This window comes from Aquimonas sp. (assembly GCF_044377145.1).
Classification (GTDB): Bacteria; Pseudomonadota; Gammaproteobacteria; order Xanthomonadales; family Xanthomonadaceae; genus Aquimonas.
Genome location: NZ_JBILJQ010000090.1, coordinates 1 through 18,775 on the forward strand (window position 1 = coordinate 1; position 18,775 = coordinate 18,775).

The window sequence follows — 18,775 nt, forward strand, 5'->3', positions numbered from 1 at the left end:
AAGCTCACGCTGGCCACAGAGAACCACATGAAAGAACTCGAACAGCGGCCGGAGGTCGTGCGGGCCTACTTTCAGGACCCAAAGGTCAAGTACGCGGCTTGATGGATAAATGCCGCCGGGTCAATAACGCGCTCCTGAGGTGCGATTGATCTGGTCGCGAAGCCATATCGCAAGGTGAGCCGAGACAGCCGTGTTCATTCGAGGACATCTGCAGTCGAACGACATCGACGAAAACCCTTGGTTCGAGCAATACAGCGAGACTTGCGTGCGCAGCAACGGCTGGAGGCGCGCATCATGTCCCAAGCAAGCGCTTGAAAGGCTGGGGCCGCATGGAGCGCGCCCGCTGCGCGCTGCGAATGGGCATAAAGCCCAAGGCGCCCAAAGCGCGAGGCGATGCGTTGAAGGGCGTTGGCAGGATAGCCGCTCCGTCACCGTCGAGCGTACGGCCGTCTGGCTGGCAACTCACATGGCCCAAGGCTATCGGCGAGGCCGTTATCCTGGCAATCCCTTGCAACTCGCGAAATCTCAGACCATCGAACGTTCGCTCAGGGTTTGCGCAGGCGTCAGCCATGCTTTGATGCCCGTTCGTGCGACGACCCTTGATCGCCTCACCCGGCTGCGCGGCTTGGCGAGGATTGGTGTTCGACGCCGCGACTCGTACAAGTGGGCGCTGCAGCGAGACCACAGCCCTTGCATGATTTGATTTGTGCGGTGTCGAGCCGTGCTCAAAAGTGCCCACTCACACCGCCCCCAGCCCTGCGCTTTCGACGCCGCTGCGCCACTTGCGCTGGTGTTCGATCCGACCCAGAACTTCCGTATGCCGCGAGATCGCGCGCATGGTCACCAGCGGATAGCGGACGCCGAGGCGGGTGGCGACGGGGTGTTCGGTGAAGGCCAGGTTGGCGGCGAACAGGCCGCCGGCGACGCGCTTCAAACAGGCGATGTGGACATGGTCGGGCTCGAAGCTGCTGACGCGCAGATGCTTATGCGCCTGCGCGGGTCAGCACCGCGGCGTGTTCGGCGGCAGCGAGCAGTTCAACAGCTGCAGCAAAGCCTGGATGCGTTCGCCGCCGAGTTCGATCACCTCATGGCCCAGGACGCCGCCTTGCCCGCCCGCGAACGGGTCGGCCTGAGCCTGTTGCTGGCGCTGCGTCCGTGGAGCCTTTCGGTGTTCGCCGATCTGCGGCGCGCGCCGGGCGCGCCGTAGGTTCGCGTGCTGCCGTCGCAGACCCGGCTTCTCCCAGGTCGCCGCCCGTGGGCCGAACCTTGGCCAGGCATCCAGGCTTTGGCGCCACCTGCGGCCGCAGTCCGCTTGGGCACATACCGGTCTGACGCATTGCAGCAGCCCGCGTACCCGCTGCTATGCTCGGCCTCCACTTCAATTTCACGGGCAGATCGACGTGTCGGTAGACCAGCAGCACACCTGTGTGGCGCACAAATTCGGTGGTTCCAGCCTGAAGACCGCGGAGCGCATCGCGCATGTGGCGGGGCTGTTGCGAGGTCGAACGGAAGCCACCCAGATCACCGTGGTCTCGGCCATGGGCGGCGTGACCGACGCGCTGATCGAGCTGGTGCACGCCGCCAGCCGCGATGCCGATATCGCCCAGGCAGCGCTGGATGCATTGGCGGCCCGCCATCGCGAAGCCGCGCGCGGGCTGCTCGGCGATACGGCGGAGTCGACGCTGGCTCCGCTTGAGCGCGACTGGCAGGACCTGCACGCGCTGCTGCGTGTGGTGTCCCTGCTCGGCCATCCGGCCACCGACCTGCTCGAGTACGTACAGGGCCTCGGCGAAGTCTGGTCGGCGCAGCTGCTGGCGGCGCGGCTGCAGCGCGACGGTCAGCAGGTCGACTGGCTGGACGCGCGCGCGGTGCTGGTGGTCAGCAACTCGGCGCTCGGTGCGGTGGTCGATTGGGCCGAGTCCGGCAAGCGTCTCGCCGCCTGGCGGATGGGCCACAGTGCATCGCGGGTGATCGTCACCGGTTTTGTCGCGCGCGATCACGACGGCCGCATCACCACCCTCGGCCGCAACGGCAGCGACTATTCCGGAGCGATCTTCGCGCGCCTGTTCGCCGCCTCCGAGCTGCACATCTGGACCGATGTCGACGGCGTGCTCAGCGCCGATCCACGGCTGGTGCCCGAGGCCATCCTGCTGCCGCGGATGAGCTACGACGAAGCCTTCGAGCTGGCCTATTTCGGCGCCAAGGTGGTGCACCCGCGCACCATGGGCCCGGTGCTCGAAGCCGGCATTCCGGTATTCGTGCGCAACACCTTCAATCCTGACTGTGCCGGTACCCGCATTGGGCCGGAACACGAACAGGGCGCCGGTCCGGTCAAGGGCCTGACGATCGCGCGCGAGATGGCCCTGGTCGAAGTGGAAGGCACCGGCATGATCGGTGTGCCCGGCACTGCCGAGCGCGTGTTCGGCGCGCTGCGTGATGCCGCCGTCTCGGTGGTGATGATCGCCCAGGCCAGCTCAGAGCACTCGATCTGCTGCGTGGTGCGCGAAGTCGACGCCGCGCGCGCCGCCGAGGTGCTGCGGCGTGCGTTTGCGCGCGAGCTCGATGCCGGCCTGCTGCAGGCAGTGGATGTGGAATCCGGCATCGCCGTGCTGGCCGCGGTCGGCGACGGCATGAGTGGCCACACCGGTATCGCCGGGCGGCTGTTCTCCGAGCTGGCGCGCGCAGAGGTGAACGTGCGCGCGATCGCCCAGGGCGGCACCGAACGCAATATCTCGGTGGCCGTGCGCGATGTCGATGCCGCACGCGCGCTGCGCGCCGTGCATGCCGGTTTCTACCTGTCGCCGCAGACGGTCAGCATCGGCGTGATCGGCCCCGGCAACGTCGGCGCCACCCTGCTCGAGCAGCTGGCGCAGATGGCGCCCCGACTGAAGACCAGCGCCAATCTCGATCTGCGCGTGCGCGCGATCGCGGGCTCGAAGCACTGGCTGCACTCGGATGCCGGCATCGATCTGGGCGGCTGGCGCGACGCCTATGCCGACAGCAGCGAACATTTCGACTTCGAACGTTTCACCCAGCACGTGCGCGCCCCGCATCTGCCGCACGCGATGATCATCGACTGCAGCGCCAGCGCCACGGTCGCCGCGCACTACCCGCGCTGGCTGGCCGCGGGCATCCATATCGTCACCCCCAACAAGCAGGCCGGCGCCGCGCCGCTGGAGCTGTACCGGCGCACCCGCGAGGCCGCGCGTCACGGCCACTGGCGCTACGAGGCCACGGTTGGCGCCGGCCTGCCGGTGATCTCGACCCTGCGCGATCTGATCGATACCGGCGACGAAGTCCGCGCGATCGACGGCGTCCTGTCGGGCACCCTGTCCTACCTGTTCAACGCCTACGACGGCAGCCGGCCGTTCTCCGAGCTGCTGCTGGAAGCGCGTCAGCTTGGCTACACCGAACCCGATCCGCGCGATGACCTGTCGGGGCTGGACGTCGCCCGCAAGCTGGTGATCCTTTCGCGCGAATGGGGCCGCGAGATCGAGCTGGCCGATGTCGACCTCGAAGGTCTGGTGCCGGAGGCGCTGAGCGGCATCGAGCGCGATGAGTTTCTGGCCCGTGCGGCCGAACTCGATACGCCGATGCTGGCGCGCTACCAGGCTGCCAAGGCGCGCGGCCATGTGCTCCGATTCGTCGCCCATGTCGATCTCGACTCGGCCAAGGTTGGCCTGGTCGAACTGCCGGCCGACCATGCCTTCGCTCATCTGAAGCCGACCGACAACATCATCCAGTTCAGCACCGCGCGCTACAGCGGCAATCCGCTGATCGTGCAGGGGCCGGGCGCGGGGCCGGAGGTCACCGCCGCCGGTGTGTTCGCCGACCTGCTGCGGGTGGCGCAGGGGCTGGGGACGCGGCTGTGAGTCGAGCCCGCGCGCGCGCCTTCGCGCCCGCCAGCATCGGCAATGTCGCGGTCGGCTTCGACCTGCTCGGGCTGGTGATCGAAGGCGCCGGCGACACCGTCACGGTCGCGCGTCGCGACCCGCCCGGCGTATCCATCGACGCCATCCGCGGCTCTGAGATCGAGCTGCCGCGCGTGGCCGAGGACAACACCGCCGGGCGCGCCCTGCTGTCCCTGCTCGAACTCGCCCAACCGAGCTTCGGCTTCGCGGTCGAGATCGACAAGGGCATCGCCTATGGCTCGGGCATGGGCGGCTCAGCGGCCTCGGCGGTGGCCGCGGTGATCGCCGCCAATGCCCTGCTCGATCAGCCGCTGTCGCAGGATCAGCTCTACGCCTGCGCGCTCGATGGCGAAGCGGTGGCCAGCGGTGGCCGTCACGGCGACAACGTGGCGCCGATGCTGCTCGGCGGCCTGGTGCTGACCGTTGGTGATGCTTCACCTTTGAAATTGCCGACGCCGCCTGGCGTTTACTCGGTGCTGGTGCATCCGCACTGCGTGCTGGAAACCCGCCGCGCGCGCGCCGCCTTGGCCACGCCCTACAGCCTGCACGAGTTCGTGAACCAGAACGGCCACCTGGCACGCTTCATCGCCGGCCTGTATCGCAATGATCTGGAACTGATCGGCGCCGGCCTGCGCGATGATCTGGTCGAGCCGCGTCGCGCCGCACTGATTCCCGGTTTCGCTGCAGTAAAGCAGGCCGCTTTGGAGGCCGGCGCGCTTGGCGCCAGCATCTCCGGTGCCGGCCCCAGCGTGTTCGCCTGGTGCCTGGGCCGCGAGGCCGCTGCGCGTGCGGGTGCGGCGATGCGCGCCGCCTTCGCCGACAGTGACCTGGACAGCGACATCTACATCTCACCGCTCGACGCGCCCGGCGCGCGTCTGCTCGAGGATTGACCATGCGTTTTATCTCCACCCGCGGCGGCGGCCAGCCGCAGACCTTGTCCAACGCGCTCGCGCTTGGGCTTGCCGAAGACGGCGGACTGTTCGTCCCGGAAACATTCCCGCAGCTCGACGCGCTGCCGCCGGCCGGGCTGAGCCTGGCCGCAACCGCCTCCCTGCTGCTGCAGCCCTTCTTCGCCGGCGATGCGCTGGCGCCGCAGCTGGACGCGATCTGCGCCGAGGCGCTGGACTTCGCGGTGCCCGTGCAGCCGACGACTGAAGCCGGCACCGAGATCCTGGAGCTGTTCCACGGCCCCACCGCGGCCTTCAAGGACGTCGGCGCGCGCTTTCTGGCCGCCTGCTTCGCGCGCCTGCCGCGTGCTGAAACCGATCAGCCGCTGACCATCCTGGTCGCAACTTCGGGCGACACCGGCGGCGCGGTGGCCGCGGCCTTTCACCGGCGGCCGGGGTTCCGGGTGGTGGTGCTGTATCCGGATGGCCGGGTCAGCCCGCGGCAGGCGCATCAGCTGAGCTGCTTCGGCGACAACATCCATACCTATCGCGTGCAGGGCAGCTTCGACGACTGCCAGCGCATGGTGAAGTCCGCGTTCGCCGACGCCGAGCTGCGCACGGCGATTCCGTTGTCGTCCGCGAACAGCATCAGCCTCGGCCGCCTGCTGCCGCAGATGAGCTACTACGCGCATGCGGCACTGGCGCATCAGGCCCGCTACGGCGCGTCGGCGCGCTTCGTGATTCCCACCGGCAACCTCGGCAATGGTCTGGCCTGCCTGTGGGCGCGTCGATTGGGCCTGCCGATCGGCGAGGTCATCCTCGCCACCAATGCCAACCGTGTGCTGCCGGAGTTCATCGAGTCCGGCGACTACCGCCCGCGCGCCAGCATGTCGACCCTGGCCAACGCGATGGACGTCGGCGCACCCAGCAACCTCGAACGTCTGCGCCAGTGGCTGCCGGACATCAGCGAACTGCGCGCGGCCGTCAGCGCGAGCGCGGTCGATGATGCGCGGCTGCAAGCCATCCTGCGCGCGGCCGAAGCGCGCTACGGCCACACCCTGTGCCCGCACACCGCCGCCGCCTTCGCCCTGATCGAGGACCGTCGTGCCGCCGGCGACACCGGCCGCTTCATCGCCGTCGCCACCGCGCACCCGGCCAAGTTCGACAGCGTGGTGGAGCCCTTGGTCGGGCACACGGTGCCGGTGCCGGATGCGCTGGCGGCGCTGCTGGCGCGCCCGGCCCGCGCCGAGCCGCTGATGGCCGAAGACGCTGCACTTACGGCGGTGTTGCGCGCGCTTTGATCGCCATCGGGCGCCTGGTGCGGTCCGCTGCGTCTGTCGCCGATTGGCAAACGCACCGGCGCGCCCCATAGGGATTTCGCCTGCGTCCTGCTACCCTCGCGGGTCGGGCTCGAAGGGTTCGCTGCCGCGTCGATCGCGGCGGCGGGCTGGGCCATAGAGACTCGCCGCAGACGCATGACCAAATCCGAATTCATCGCCCTGCTGCAGTCGCAGGATTGGCAGCGCTGGTTCGACCCGGCCGCCCTGCGCGGCGGCTCCGAGTTGGCCAGTGCGGTCGAGAACGTCAACTTCTTCGACTACGGCCCGGGCGGGCTGATTGCCGGGCGCCTGCCGATTGGCCGCACCCTGGGCTCCACCGGCATCAGCCTGATGCAGACCGGCAAGGACAAAGCCCTGCAGGCGCGCTGGGTCTGCGAATGCCGCGAGACCCGCTGCCTGCACGCGGCGGCGCTGCTGCTGGCGATTACCGACACCGCGTCCGATGCTCCGCTGCGACCCTCGGAGCGCGGGCTGGCCAAGCTCGACTCTGCGCCCAGCGCATCGGCCGCGCTGCGCGGCGCATCCGGCCCCGAGCCCGAGCGGGTGGCGGCGCTGCTGCTGAAAATCGTCGACACCCCGCAGCCGGTGCTGCTGGTGCAGCCCAGTCTGGTGCGCGCCGGCAAGCGCGGCGGCTATGCCAACCCGGTGGCGATCGAAGTCGGCCATGTCGGCGGGCCCAGCCCCAAACCGGGCAGCGGCTACAGCGCCGATGAAGTCGAGCGGCTGAACGCGCTTGGCCTTGGCGCAGACGCGCTTTACGGCATGCCGCGTTCGGAGCGCTTCTTCCTGCCGGTGCGTTCGGCCGATCAGGCGCGCGCGCTGCTGGCCCTGGCCGAAACCTGGCCGATGCTGCTTGAACGTGCCTCCGGACAGCGCCTGAAGCTGGGCGAGCCACGAGGCCTGGAGCTCGACTGGCTCGACCTTGAAGACGGTAGCCAGCGACTGTTCTGCCGGGTGATAGAACGGCCGAATGCCTTGGTGCTGGAAGGCGAAACCCTGCTTTATCTTGACCGCCAGCGCGCCGAGTTCGGCGTGCTCGATGCCGCCTCCGAATTGCCCAACCTGCTGGCGACCGCGCCGGCCCTGCTGCCGGAACATGTTGACCGGGTCGGTGAGCAGCTCAAGAAGCTGAGCGAGCTGCCCGGCCTGCCGCCGCCGCGGCCGCGCAGCGGCGTGCAGGTGCTGGATGCGCCGCCGGTGCCGGTGTTGGACCTGCGCGAGCAGCGTATCGCCAGCCGCAGCGGGCCGCGCCAGGTCGCCAGCGCGCGGCTGTCTTTCAGCTACGCGCCGCTGCTGCTGCCGGCGCTGGGCGCGCATCGGGTCGAGCGCCACTTCCAGCACGGCCAGGTCTATGAAGTGCATCGCTCGGCGCCGGCTGAACTGGCGGCACTGGAGCGCTTGAACGAACTTGGCCTGCGCGCCGCCGACGACGAGTTCGGTGCGGCCGCTTCGGCCGTGCACGATTTCGGCCCCGATGATTTCGTGCTGCCGCGCGGCCGCGCCGGCCATGCCGATGCCGAAAGCTGGCAACCGCTGCTGCCGCGGTTGGACGATGCCGGCTTCGAAGTGCGCTACGCCAAGGACTACCCGGCGCGGGTGATCGACGGCAGTGATGGCTGGATGGCCGAAGTCGATCAGGATGCCGGCGGCGCCTGGTTCAACCTGAGCCTGGGCATCGAGGTCAATGGCGAACGCATTGATCTGATGCCGGTGCTGCGCTATGCGTTGGCGGATCCGGAGTTCCCGCGCCGCCCCGGCCCGCGCGAATCCGAGGGCGCCACCTATGTCGCACCGCTGGATGCCAACCGCCGCATCCGTCTGCCCCTGCAGCGCCTGCGCGCCCTGCTCGAACCGCTGCTGGAATGGCTGGAAGACAGCGGCCAGCGTGAGGGCCCGATCCGGCTCGGTCGCGCGCAGAGCACCCTGCTCGAAGAACTCACCGGCGCCAGCCTGATCTGGAAAGGCGCGGCCGCGCTGCAGCGCCAGCTGGAACAGCTGCGCGAGCGCCGGGTCGCGGTGGAGCCGCCCGAAGGCTTCGGCGCCGAACTGCGGCCGTATCAGCGCGACGGTCTCGACTGGCTGGGTTTCCTGGGCGCGGCCCAGCTCGGCGGCATCCTGGCCGACGATATGGGCTTGGGCAAAACCGTGCAGGTACTGGCGCATATCCTGGTCGAGAAGCAGTCGGGCCGACTGCCGCACCCGGCCCTGGTGGTGGCGCCGACCAGCCTGGTGCTGAACTGGCGCAACGAGGCCCGCCGCTTCGCCCCACAGCTGCGCGTGCTGGTGCTGCACGGCAGCCAGCGCGACGCCCTGTTCGAATCGATGGCCGAGTTCGACATGGTCATCACCACCTATCCGCTGCTGCCGCGCGACCGCGAGGTGCTGGTGGCGCAGCCGTTCTCGATGCTGGTGCTGGACGAGGCGCAGACGATCAAGAACGTGCGCACCCAGGCCGCCCAGGTGGTTCGCGAGCTGAACGTCACCCGCCGTCTGGCGATGACCGGCACGCCGCTGGAGAATCACCTCGGCGAGCTGTGGGCGCAGATGGATGCGGTCGAGCCCGGCGTGCTCGGCAGCGAGCGTCAGTTCAACCGGCTGTACCGCACGCCGATCGAGAAACAGGCCGACGCCGAACGCCAGGCGCGGCTGAACCGTCGCATCGCCCCGTTGGTGCTACGTCGGCGCAAACAGGATGTGCTGACCGATCTGCCGCCCAAAACCGAGATCCTGCGCGAGGTCGAACTCGAAGGCCGCCAGCGCGAACTTTACGAAACCCTGCGTCTGGTCCAGCACGAGCGCGTGCGCGAGGCCATCGCCGAACGCGGCCTGGCCCAGAGCGGCATCATCGTGCTGGATGCCCTGCTCAAGCTGCGCCAAGTCTGCTGCGACCCGCGCCTGGTCAAGCTGGCCCACGCGCGCACGGTCGCCGAGTCGGCCAAGCTCGATCTGCTGCTCGATCTGCTCGACAACCTGCTGGCCGAAGGCCGCCGCGTGTTGGTGTTCAGCCAGTTCGCCGAGATGCTCGGCCTGATCCAGCAGGCGCTGAAGGAACGCGGCATCGAGCCCTTGCTGCTGACCGGCCAGACCCGCGACCGCACCAGCCTGGTCGAGCGCTTCCAGGGTGGCGAAGTGCCGGTGTTCCTGATCAGCCTGAAAGCCGGCGGTGTCGGCCTGAACCTCACCGCGGCCGACACCGTGATCCACTACGATCCGTGGTGGAACCCGGCTGTCGAGGCCCAGGCCACCGATCGCGCCCACCGCATCGGGCAGGACAAGCCGGTGTTCGTGTACAGGCTGATCTGCGCTGGCACAGTCGAGGAGAAAATCCAGAACCTGCAGCTGGCCAAGGCCGAACTCGCGCGCGCGGTGCTCGATGGCGGAACCACCACCCGGGTCGCTTTCGGCGAAGATGACCTCGCCGAGCTGTTCGCCCCGCTGGTTTGACCCTCAAGGACCCCCGATGAGCGCACTCAATGTTCTGGGCCAGCCGCTGCAGCCCTGCGGCACCGAACCGATGACCGGCTGGTTCCGCGACGGCTGCTGCCGCACCGATCCCGAAGACCGCGGCCTGCATGTGGTCTGCGCGGTGATGACCGACGCCTTTCTGGCCTATTCGAAACTGCACGGCAACGACCTGTCGACGCCGCGCCCGGAGTACGACTTCCCCGGGCTCAAGGCCGGTGATCGCTGGTGCCTGTGCGCACTGCGCTGGATGGAAGCCTACCAGGCCGGGCACGCGCCCGAAGTGATTCTGGAGGCGACCCATCTGAACGCGCTCGGCGTGGTGCCGCTGGATGCCCTGCGCACCTACGCCGTGAACCGCTGACCCCTGCATGGCTGCGCTCGCCGATCCCGCCCTGGCCGCGCTCGGCTGGGGCTTGCGCGAACTGCTGACGCCTCCGCCGAACACCGCGCTGGCGCTGAACGCCCGGCCCGGTCTGGAGCTGCCGCGTGGTCTGCATCTGCACTGCCAGCAGGGCTTCCGGTCGCTGGCCGATGCGCTGACCCAGCAGGGCCACGCGCTGATCGCCGCGGGCTTTGATCCAGACGGGCAGGCCCACGCCCTTCCGCCCGATCAGACTTGCGTACTGCTGCTGCCACCGCGTCAGCGCGAGGCTCAGCGCGCCGAAGCCGCGCGCGCCCTGCTCAGCCTCGGCGCCGACGGCGTGCTGCTGGCCGCCCAGGCCAACGAGCACGGCGCGAAATCCGTCGAAGCCGATCTGCGCGCGCTCTGCCCGGGCCTGATCGTTCACAGCAAGCACCATTGCCGCGTGCTGCTGGCGCGCGCCGCCGACATCGATCGCGCGCGCTGCACAGAATGGAGCACGCTCGATGCTGCGCGCCCGCTGGACTGCGCTGGCCTGATCCAGCGCCCGCTGCGCAGCGCGCCGGGTCTGTTCGCGGTCGATCGCGTTGATACCGGCAGCGCCCTGCTTATCGAGCACCTGCCCGCGCATCTTGCCGGCGCCGTGGCTGATCTCGGCAGCGGCGTCGGCGTCCTCGCCGCCGCCGCGCTGGAGCGCTGCCCGGGCATCGCATCGCTCGACCTGTTCGAGGCCGATGCGCGCGCTGTCGCGCTGTCGCTGAACAATCTGGCCGGCGCCCGCATCCCCGTGCGCGCGCACTGGAGCGACGTCGCCGCCGGTATCGAAGGCCGCTTCGATGTCGTCCTCAGCAACCCTCCTTTCCACGTCGGCAGCAAAGGCCTGCCCGCACTCGGCCAGGCCTTCCTGCGCAGCGCTGCGGCAGCGCTCAAACCGAGCGGCGAATGCTGGATTGTCGCCAACGCGCATCTGCCGTATGAGGGACAGCTGCAGCAGCTGTTCGGCGATGTGCGCAGCATTGCGCTTCGCTCGGGCTTCAAGCTGCTCAGAGCGATCAGGCCGCAACCTGGACTTGCGAAGGCGTAAGTGCACTGGCCGCTCGTCGCCGTCGCGCGCAGGCGCCGCCGGCCGCCAACTCCCTATGAGCCCGAGGTCGACTTGCCGCCGGGGCGCCGTCTAAGCGGCCCGATCGTCTGCTGTGAGAACAGCCCACTGCGAGCCGCCTCAGTGACCGCCAGCACGCCCGGATGTCCACTGCGACGCTGACTCGACAGCGCGAAGAAGCGCTCGCGGATATCCTCGCTGCGCCCGATCTCCACCACCTGCTGGCGCCGCATGATCTCGGCGGCCACCACCGTCGGCGCAATGAACACGCCGGCACCGGCCGCGCCGAAGGCTTTCATCAGCGCGCCATCGTCGAAGTCACCGACGATGCGTGGCTGCAGCTGGTGGTCGTCCAGCCAACGCAGCAGTCGCGCCCGGACCAGGCTGTCCTCGCCGGGCAGCAGCAGGGGTGCGCCCTGCAGACACCCGGGAAACGGGCCGTCGAGCTGGCGCGCCAGCTCGCTGGTGCAGAAGAACGCTGTGCCGCATTCACCGAGCAGATCGCTGTGCGCCTTGATCTCGGCCTCGCCGCTCAGCGGGCGGTCGCTCAGCACCAGATCCAGCCGATGCAGGGCCAATTCGGCCAACTGACGGGCCAGGCTGTCCTCGCGACAGACCAGACGTGGAGCCGGGTCCAGCGCCAGCGCCGGCGCCAACAGCTCGTAAGCCAACGACTTCGGCACCACCTCGGTGACCCCCACCCGCAGCGGCCGCGTGCGCGCCAGTCGAGCCTGCCCGAGTGCGGCCTGCAACGCGTCTCCGAGTTCGAAGATCTCGTCAGCGTAGGCGCGCACCATGCGCCCGGTATCGGTGAGCTCAAGCCGCCGGCCGACGCGCTGGAACAGAGCGGCACCAAGGTCCTGTTCAAGCGTGGCGATCTGTCCGCTCAGGGTTTGCGGCGCGAGGTTCAGCCGGTCCGCCGCAGCGCGCAGGCTGCCGGCCCGTGCCACGCTCCAGAACTGGTGCAGCTGGCGATAGTTGATGCGGTCCATGTGCTGTTCGTAAAAAGCTGTCTGAGCGGCCGACATTACCTGCTTTTTTCGAGCTGTCGTGGCGCGTATCTCTGTATCGCCCGCAGACCGCGGGCTGGAACGGAGCACGTCATGCGCATCGAAACCCATACCCACGGCTTCACCCTTACCGAAGGCCTGCTGCAGCACGTGCAGCGGCGAATTCGGTTCGCGCTGGATCGGATCGGCCAACCGGTGAGCCGGGTCAGCGTGCGACTGGCCGATGTGAATGCCGCCCGCGGTGGGGTCGACAAGCGATGTCGACTGCAGCTGCAGGTCCCCGGGCGTCCGGACGTGATGGTCGAAGATGTCCAGGCCGACCTCTACCTTGCCATCGCCCGCGCCGTGGAGCGCGCCGCCCGTAGCCTCGGCCGTCGCAGCAGCCGGCTGCGCCAGCGCCTGCGGCGCGACAACTCCGCCGACCGACCGCAGGCATTGTTCAGCCGCTGGCCGAGTGAACTGGGGAGTTCGCAATGACCGTAGCCCACGTTGCACTGCAGCGCCTGCGCGCGCTGCCGCGGTGGGCCTGGCTGCTGTTGGCACTGGTGCTGATCGGATTGCCGCTGCTGCTGATCGCACTGGTGATCGCCGCGGTGGTCGGGCTGTGGAGCTGGGGCGGTCAGATGATCGATACCGGCCGCGCCGAGCTGCAGCAGCAAGTGCCGGCACTCACATCGTCCGTGGATGCCGCGCGCGCCGCGCTGCAGGGCGATCTGCGCGCCAGCGCCGAAGCACTGGCGCCACAGGCATCTGCGGCCGCGCAGGCCGAGCTGGAGCGGCTGAAGGCATCGGCGGAGACGCTTCGCCAGCTGCAGCAGGAAGCCTCCGCAGCGGGTACTGCGGTGGCCGCCGGACTGGCCGCCAACGCTGCGGCCGAACTGGCGAAGGTGCAGGCAGCGGGCGTCGCGCAGGTGCAACAGGGGTTGGCTGCAGTCGCCCTGCCGGCGGTGGATGTCGGCGGAGAAGACCCGCCCGGCATCGCGCGTTTGCCCGGCTTTGCGCGGGTGGAGTACCTTCGCGACGGCGACGGCCAGCGGATCAGTTTCGCCGGGCCGCTGCCCATGCGCGCGGTGGCCGATCACTATCGCGCCGCGCTCAGCGCCGCTGGCTATCGAGCCGAGGTGGTCGCGGCCGATGCCAGCAGCGAGCGACTGCGCTTCTCGTCAGATGCTCGCAGTCTGGAACTGCTTGTCACCGCTGAGGGCCCGCTGCGCAGTCGTCTGCAGTGGCGGTTGCCGGCAAACGGATGACAGCGAGCGCAGGTCGCGATGATCGGGTGTCCAGCGGCGACTCATACAGGATGGCTCGCAGCGGCCCGAGCTGTCCCTCGCCCTGATGCCAGCAGGCCCATCGGCAGTCAGCCGCTCCTGACAGCAATGGCCGCCATCGCTATCCTGCGACGTCAAGATCTGTACCGGGTGTGTTGACATGGACGCCAACGAACTGAGCCCGCAGTGGGCCTGTTAGTCCGCAGGCACGAGGCCTGTGCTGCCGGCATTGCCGACAGGGTGTTCGACGCCCGCAGTTGGCGAGCAATGCCCGCGGGCGACCTCAACACCCGGGCGCGGGCCGAAGGCGATCAGAGGGTTCCTCGCGTGGCCCTGGCTCAGCGCCATGGCCTGCCCGCGGCCACCGCATGAGCGCAAGCCTGCGGCGGCTACTGTTCTGTTTGATCACGATGGCGCCCGCGGTCGCCGGGTCGGCGCCACCCGCACCAACGGCAACGGTGCGGATCGACTTCACCGAGTCGACCTACCCGGTGCAAGCGCGCAACCTTCGAGAGGTCAAACGTGCGCTTGACGTATCCCTGCCGTACGCCGCGCATGGCCTGACCGCTTCCAGCTTCGAGCTGCAGCAGATCCTGCAGCCGGAGCCTGGCAGCTGTCGGCTGGCGAGCCATCAGCTGAGCCTGCAGCTGCAGCTGCTGATGCCGCGCTGGGACGTGCCGAACAGCACAACACCGGCCGATCGGCAGCGTTGGCAGCACGCGCTGGATGCGCTCGCGGCGCACGAGCTGCGTCATCGCCAGCATGCAGAGGACGCCGCCCAGGACCTCGATGCGCGGCTGCGCCAACTTGGGTCGCAGACGCATTCGGGCGACTGCGACAAGCTGCAGCGCCAGATCGACCGGTTGCGCGTGCGCGCCCTGCAGCGACTGCGGCTGCGCGACGCGCTGTTCGATGAAGCCACCCGCCAGCAGGCCGACATCGCAGAACGAGAACGCGCGACCCGCTGAGCCCTGCTCAGCGCGGTGTTGGCGCCAGCGACGCCAGTGATTCCGACAGCGCCGCCGCATCCAGATAGCCCGAGCTGCGGCCGTCCGCCAATACGATCGTCGGGGTGTTGCGAATACCCAGCGCGGCGGCAAGTGCCTTGCCGGCGGTGTAGCCGGACTCGCACATCGGGCCTTCGATGCTCGCGCCGGCGGTGGCGCGGGTGAAGGCGTCCTGGCGATCGTCCGCACAGAACACGCGGGCGCCATTCTGGTCGCCTTCAGAACCTTCTCCGGCGAGCGGAATCAGCACGTAGTCGACGCTGATTCCGGCGTCGAGATAGCTCTGGATATCGCTGTGGAAGCGCTTGCAGTAGCCGCACTCCAGCGCGGTGAACACGGTGACCCGATGGCTGGGCTCTGCAGCCGCAAAGCTCACCACCGAATCGGCGGGAAGATTCTGCAGGCGGCTGGCCCGGCGCTGCTGGTGGCGCTGTTCGCTCAGGTCGACGCGGTTGACCGTATCGATCAGCGAGCCCTGCAGCAGATGGCGGCCGTCGGCGCTGAGGTAAAGCAGTTGCCCACCCGCCTCGACCTCGACCAGGCCGGGCATCGCCGCGGCGCGTACCGCATCGACCTGCAGCCCGGGCGCCACCCTCGCCAGCGCCGCCTCAACGGCTTCGCGCTGCGCCGCCGGCAGCTCCGCCTGGTCTGCCGCCATCGCGCTGACGGCGGCCAGCAGCGAGCCTGAAAACACCACCCACGCGCGCTTCATGTCCATAGCTGCTCACCTGTTCCGACGTAGAGGGCGTTGCGACTGGGCCGTGCTGGCAATAGTTCCGGCGCGCACCGCTGCGGCCGTCGCGCGGGTGGAGCCGGGCGCAGGGCGGGCGCGCCAATGCCGGTGCCGACGCCGGCAAGCGCGGACCTTCATCACGCAGGCAGCTGGCTGTCAGATGCCGCCGCTAACCGCGCTGGCTCCTGGCGCCGGCGCCGATGCGGACCGGCTGCCACACTCCCGCCAACACCGCCAAGCCCCGGGCGCTGCACTCCACAGCCATGACTTCCCGCCAGCGCGCCGGCCGCTGCACGGGCGCATGCTGTGCGCTCGACCCCGCCCGGAGCACCCACCATGAATCACAGCCGTCGTGATGTCCTGAAGCTCGGCGCACTCGCCGCCGGTGCGGCCGCACTGGCGCCGACACTGGCGGGCGCCGCCGACACCGTCAGCATCGCGCGGGCGGACAAACCGCTGAACATCCTGATCCTCGGCGGCACCGGCTTCACCGGCCCGCATCAGGTGCGCTACGCGCTGGCGCGCGGACACAAGATCACCCTGTTCAACCGCGGTCGGCGCCCACAGGACTGGCCGGCCGAAGTCGAAGAGCTCACCGGCGATCGCGAGACCGGCGATGTCGTCGCGCTCAAAGGCCGGCGCTGGGACGTCTGCATCGACAACCCGACCAGCGTGCCGCACTGGGTGCGCGATGTCGGCGAGGTGCTGAAGGGCCAGGTCGACCACTACATCTTCATCTCGACCCTGTCGGTCTACGGCGACAGCGCCACGCCGGGGCAGGACGAAGATGCCGCGCTGGAGGTCTACGCCGGCGAGGATGTGCTGGCCGAAACCCGTGCCAGCCTGGTCGCCAACATGGCCCTGTACGGCCCGCTGAAAGCCGCCTGCGAAGCAGAGGCGCAGAAGTGGTTCGGCGACATCACCACCATCATCCGCCCGGGCCTGATCGTCGGCCCCGGCGACGAGACCGACCGCTTCAGCTACTGGCCGCTGCGGGTGCGCCGCGGCGGCGAGATTCTCGCCCCCGGTGATGGCCGCGACCCGGTGCAGGTGATCGATGCCCGCGACCTCGCCGAGTGGACCATCCGCATGGCCGAACAGCGCGTGTTCGGCCGCTTCAACGCGATGGGCCCCAACTACGAGATGGGCATGGACCAGCTGCTGTACGGCATCCACGCCGTCACCGGCGGCAGCGCCCGTTTCAGCTGGGTGCCGGTGGACTTTCTCGAAGCGCAGAAGGTCAGCGCCTGGGGCGACATGCCGGCCTGGGTGCCGGGCGTCGGTGACAGCGCCGGCTTCGCACGCCACCGCAACCAGCGCGCGATCGAGCAGGGCCTGAGCTTCCGCCCACTGGCCGACACCGTCGCCGCCACTCTGGCCTGGTTCGACGCCCAAACCGAAGAGCGCCGCGCCACCGTGCGCGCGGGGATCAAGCCCGAGCGCGAGGCTGAGGTGCTGGCGGCGTGGAAGGCGAGGGCGTCAGTGCTGCAGTCGAGCGCGCCCGGCTCTGCTTAGGCGCCCACGGCGCACCGCGAATGAGCTGTGTGCGAGCCCTAAATGCGGCGGCGCCAACTGAAGAGCGCAGCTTGCTTCGCTGCCTTTCCTCGAAAGCGCCCCATTCGGCACCAAGATCGAATCAGGCTGGTATCGTGCGCTGATGAAGGTCGCCGAGATCCTCCGACTGTTGCACCAGCACGGCTGGATGCTCGTCGCAACACGCGGAAGCCATCGACAGTTCAAGCACCCGGAGCGAGCGGGGCGGGTCACTGTCGCTGGCAAGCCCAGCGATGATCTGGCACCCGGCACCTTGAACAGCATCCTCAAGCAAGCAGGCATCGAGAGGTAAGCACATGCGCTATGCCGTCGTCATCGAGCAGGCCGAAGGCAACTACTCGGCCTACGTGCCGGACTTGCCGGGCTGCGTCGCTACCGGAGCGAACCTGCAGGACGTGGAGCAGGCCATTCGCGAAGCCATCGAATTCCACGTCGATGGACTGCTGGAAGACGGCCTGCCCGTGCCGCCTGCGCTTAGCGTGGTCGAATACGTCGAGGTTGCTGCTTGAGTCATTGGGTGGGTCTCCGCCCACCGCTCTCCGACACGGCCGCGGCGGCGCCGCACCCCTGTCCCGTTTGCGTCGCTGCCGCGCAGGCGGGATCATCGCGCCCCCATTGATTGCGGGTTCCCCCATGCGCCTTGACCGCCTGATCGCCAACCTCGGCTACGGCAGCCGCCGCGAAGTCGCAGGCTGGTGCCGCGAGGGCTTCATCACCAATCGCGCCGGCACGCCGCTGAAGCACGATGCCAATGTCGACCCGGCCGATGTGCTGTTCGACGGCGACGAGCTCGACCCGGTCGCGCCACTGGTGCTGATGCTGCACAAACCGGTCGGCTACACCTGCTCAACCAAGGACACCGGCCGGCTGGTCTACGAGCTGCTGCCGGAGCGCTACCGCTACCGCACGCCGACCCTGGCCAGCGTCGGCCGGCTCGACCGCGAAACCTCGGGCCTGCTGCTGTTCACCGACGACGGCGGCCTGCTGCACCGGATCATCTCGCCGAAGGCGAATGTTCCCAAAGTGTACGAAGCCGAGCTGGCGGAGCCGCTGCGCGGCGATGAGGCCGAGGTGTTCGGCAGCGGCACCCTGCTGCTGGAAGGCGAAGACGCCCCGCTCAAACCCGCCGGCTTCGAACGCCTCACCGACACCCGCGCCCGCCTGACCCTGCACGAGGGCCGCTACCACCAGGTGCGGCGCATGTTCGGCGCAGTCGGCAACCGCGTGGCCGAACTGCATCGCAGCGCGGTCGGTGGCCTGAGTATCGAAGGGCTGGCCGCGGGCGAATGGCGTCAACTGGACGAGGCCGATCTGCAGCGGTTGTTCAACGCTGCGGGCTGAGCCCGCTGCGAGCGCAATCAGGCGTCGTGATGCTTGTGTAGGTTGGCGCCGAGCGCAGCGAAGCCCAACACCCTAGCCCTCAGCCCCGAGCCGGGCAGGGGCTGCGGCAATCGCTAGGATCCGGTCATGCCCGCGCAGCGCTGCCTTATGGGGCCTGCGTCGACAACTTCGCTGCTATCTGTCGGATCCCGGACAAATACATCCTGCATAGTCGGTCAGCGCTGCTGGTCGAACGCAAGGTCTTGGTGGGTCAGCTGACTGCGACTGAGCTCCTCTACTAAATCTCCAGAACCCCCCATGCCCAAACTCCGCGTAGAAAGCTTCACCATTTCACTCGACGGCTTCGGCGCTGGGCCGGATCAGGATCTCAACAACCCGCTCGGCGTCGGCGGCACTTCCCTGCATGGCTGGGCGTTCTCCACGCGGACGTTTCAGCGGGCGGTGCTGGGACGGGAGGAGGGGGCGACCGAAGGTGTCGATGAGGAGTTCGCGGCGCGCGGCTTCCGCAATGTCGGCGCGTGGATCATGGGCCGGAACATGTTCGGCCCGGTGCGTGGGCCGTGGCCGGATCAGAGCTGGCGCGGCTGGTGGGGTGAGAACCCGGTGTATCAGGTGCCGGTGTTCGTGCTGACCCACCATGCGCGGGCGCCGCTGGTGATGGAGGGTGGAACCACCTTCCACTTCGTGACCCGGAACGTGTCAACCCTTTCCCAACACTCGGCGACGTTTTTTCTAACTAACCACCTCCGGCAGATCGAGCTCAACGGGTGTGGATCTGGCCTTGAGCGCGCCGGGT

At 68.8% G+C, this 18,775-nt stretch carries 16 protein-coding genes and 1 pseudogene; 14 read left to right on the forward strand and 3 right to left on the reverse strand.

Going from position 1 to position 18,775, the window contains the following annotated elements; translation table 11 throughout:
- Window positions 1–739: 739 nt before the first annotated feature.
- Window positions 740–985, reverse strand: a pseudogene (locus tag ACIQ7H_RS19455) (DUF2145 domain-containing protein); the annotation flags it as partial.
- A 415-nt stretch (window positions 986–1,400) separates the two neighbouring features.
- Here ACIQ7H_RS19455 and thrA point away from each other — a divergent pair.
- The 6 genes from thrA (at window position 1,401) to ACIQ7H_RS19485 (ending at window position 11,048) form a co-directional block, all read left to right on the forward strand.
- Entirely contained in the window at window positions 1,401–3,872 is a 2,472-nt protein-coding gene (gene thrA / locus ACIQ7H_RS19460; protein WP_395794644.1) for a bifunctional aspartate kinase/homoserine dehydrogenase I, read from the forward strand.
- Window positions 3,869–4,801 (forward strand): homoserine kinase, encoded by a 933-nt coding sequence (locus tag ACIQ7H_RS19465; RefSeq protein WP_395794646.1) that lies wholly within the window; start codon window positions 3,869–3,871, stop codon window positions 4,799–4,801. Before thrA ends, ACIQ7H_RS19465 begins: the two co-directional genes overlap by 4 nt.
- A 2-nt stretch (window positions 4,802–4,803) precedes the next feature.
- Window positions 4,804–6,099, forward strand: a complete 1,296-nt coding sequence (gene thrC, locus ACIQ7H_RS19470) for a threonine synthase (protein WP_395794648.1) — start codon at window positions 4,804–4,806, stop codon at window positions 6,097–6,099.
- Window positions 6,100–6,273: 174 nt separating this feature from the next.
- Entirely contained in the window at window positions 6,274–9,582 is a 3,309-nt protein-coding gene (locus ACIQ7H_RS19475) for a DEAD/DEAH box helicase (RefSeq protein WP_395794650.1), read from the forward strand.
- A 16-nt stretch (window positions 9,583–9,598) separates the two neighbouring features.
- Window positions 9,599–9,964 carry a DUF2237 family protein gene (locus ACIQ7H_RS19480; protein ID WP_395794652.1) on the forward strand — a complete coding sequence of 122 codons (366 nt, stop codon included), beginning with the start codon at window positions 9,599–9,601 and terminating at the stop codon, window positions 9,962–9,964.
- Window positions 9,965–9,971: 7 nt separating this feature from the next.
- Entirely contained in the window at window positions 9,972–11,048 is a 1,077-nt protein-coding gene (locus tag ACIQ7H_RS19485) for a class I SAM-dependent methyltransferase (protein ID WP_395794654.1), read from the forward strand.
- 53 nt (window positions 11,049–11,101) lie between these two features.
- On the opposite strand, the gene nhaR is transcribed toward ACIQ7H_RS19485, so the two are convergent.
- Window positions 11,102–12,058, reverse strand: coding sequence for a transcriptional activator NhaR (gene nhaR, locus ACIQ7H_RS19490; RefSeq protein ID WP_395794656.1), 957 nt, complete (start codon window positions 12,056–12,058; stop codon window positions 11,102–11,104).
- A 111-nt stretch (window positions 12,059–12,169) separates the two neighbouring features.
- On the opposite strand from nhaR, the gene ACIQ7H_RS19495 reads away from it, so the two are divergent.
- The 3 genes from ACIQ7H_RS19495 to ACIQ7H_RS19505 all read left to right on the forward strand — a co-directional run bounded on the left by ACIQ7H_RS19495 (window position 12,170) and on the right by ACIQ7H_RS19505 (window position 14,312).
- Entirely contained in the window at window positions 12,170–12,553 is a 384-nt protein-coding gene (locus tag ACIQ7H_RS19495) for an HPF/RaiA family ribosome-associated protein (protein WP_395794658.1), read from the forward strand.
- Window positions 12,550–13,326 (forward strand): hypothetical protein, encoded by a 777-nt coding sequence (locus tag ACIQ7H_RS19500; protein WP_395794660.1) that lies wholly within the window; start codon window positions 12,550–12,552, stop codon window positions 13,324–13,326. The genes ACIQ7H_RS19495 and ACIQ7H_RS19500 overlap by 4 nt, the downstream gene beginning before the upstream one ends.
- A gap of 386 nt (window positions 13,327–13,712) precedes the next feature.
- Entirely contained in the window at window positions 13,713–14,312 is a 600-nt protein-coding gene (locus ACIQ7H_RS19505) for a DUF922 domain-containing protein (protein WP_395794662.1), read from the forward strand.
- Window positions 14,313–14,319: 7 nt separating this feature from the next.
- On the opposite strand, the gene ACIQ7H_RS19510 is transcribed toward ACIQ7H_RS19505, so the two are convergent.
- On the reverse strand, window positions 14,320–15,063 hold the full coding sequence (locus tag ACIQ7H_RS19510) for a DsbC family protein (protein WP_395794664.1): 744 nt from the start codon (window positions 15,061–15,063) through the stop codon (window positions 14,320–14,322).
- A 357-nt stretch (window positions 15,064–15,420) separates the two neighbouring features.
- Here ACIQ7H_RS19510 and ACIQ7H_RS19515 point away from each other — a divergent pair, with 357 nt between their 5' ends.
- From ACIQ7H_RS19515 to ACIQ7H_RS19535, 5 genes are all read left to right on the forward strand, one after another.
- Window positions 15,421–16,599 (forward strand): NAD-dependent epimerase/dehydratase family protein, encoded by a 1,179-nt coding sequence (locus ACIQ7H_RS19515; protein WP_395794666.1) that lies wholly within the window; start codon window positions 15,421–15,423, stop codon window positions 16,597–16,599.
- Window positions 16,600–16,741: 142 nt separating this feature from the next.
- Window positions 16,742–16,930, forward strand: coding sequence for a type II toxin-antitoxin system HicA family toxin (locus tag ACIQ7H_RS19520; RefSeq protein WP_395794668.1), 189 nt, complete (start codon window positions 16,742–16,744; stop codon window positions 16,928–16,930).
- Window positions 16,931–16,934: 4 nt separating this feature from the next.
- A complete protein-coding gene (locus tag ACIQ7H_RS19525) occupies window positions 16,935–17,147 on the forward strand; it encodes a type II toxin-antitoxin system HicB family antitoxin (protein WP_395794670.1) in 213 nt (70 codons plus the stop codon).
- Between the two features lie 124 nt (window positions 17,148–17,271).
- Window positions 17,272–17,979, forward strand: a complete 708-nt coding sequence (locus tag ACIQ7H_RS19530; protein WP_395794672.1) for a pseudouridine synthase — start codon at window positions 17,272–17,274, stop codon at window positions 17,977–17,979.
- Window positions 17,980–18,276: 297 nt separating this feature from the next.
- Window positions 18,277–18,775 (forward strand): hypothetical protein (locus ACIQ7H_RS19535; protein WP_395794674.1); only part of this gene is annotated, 499 nt, incomplete at its 3' end.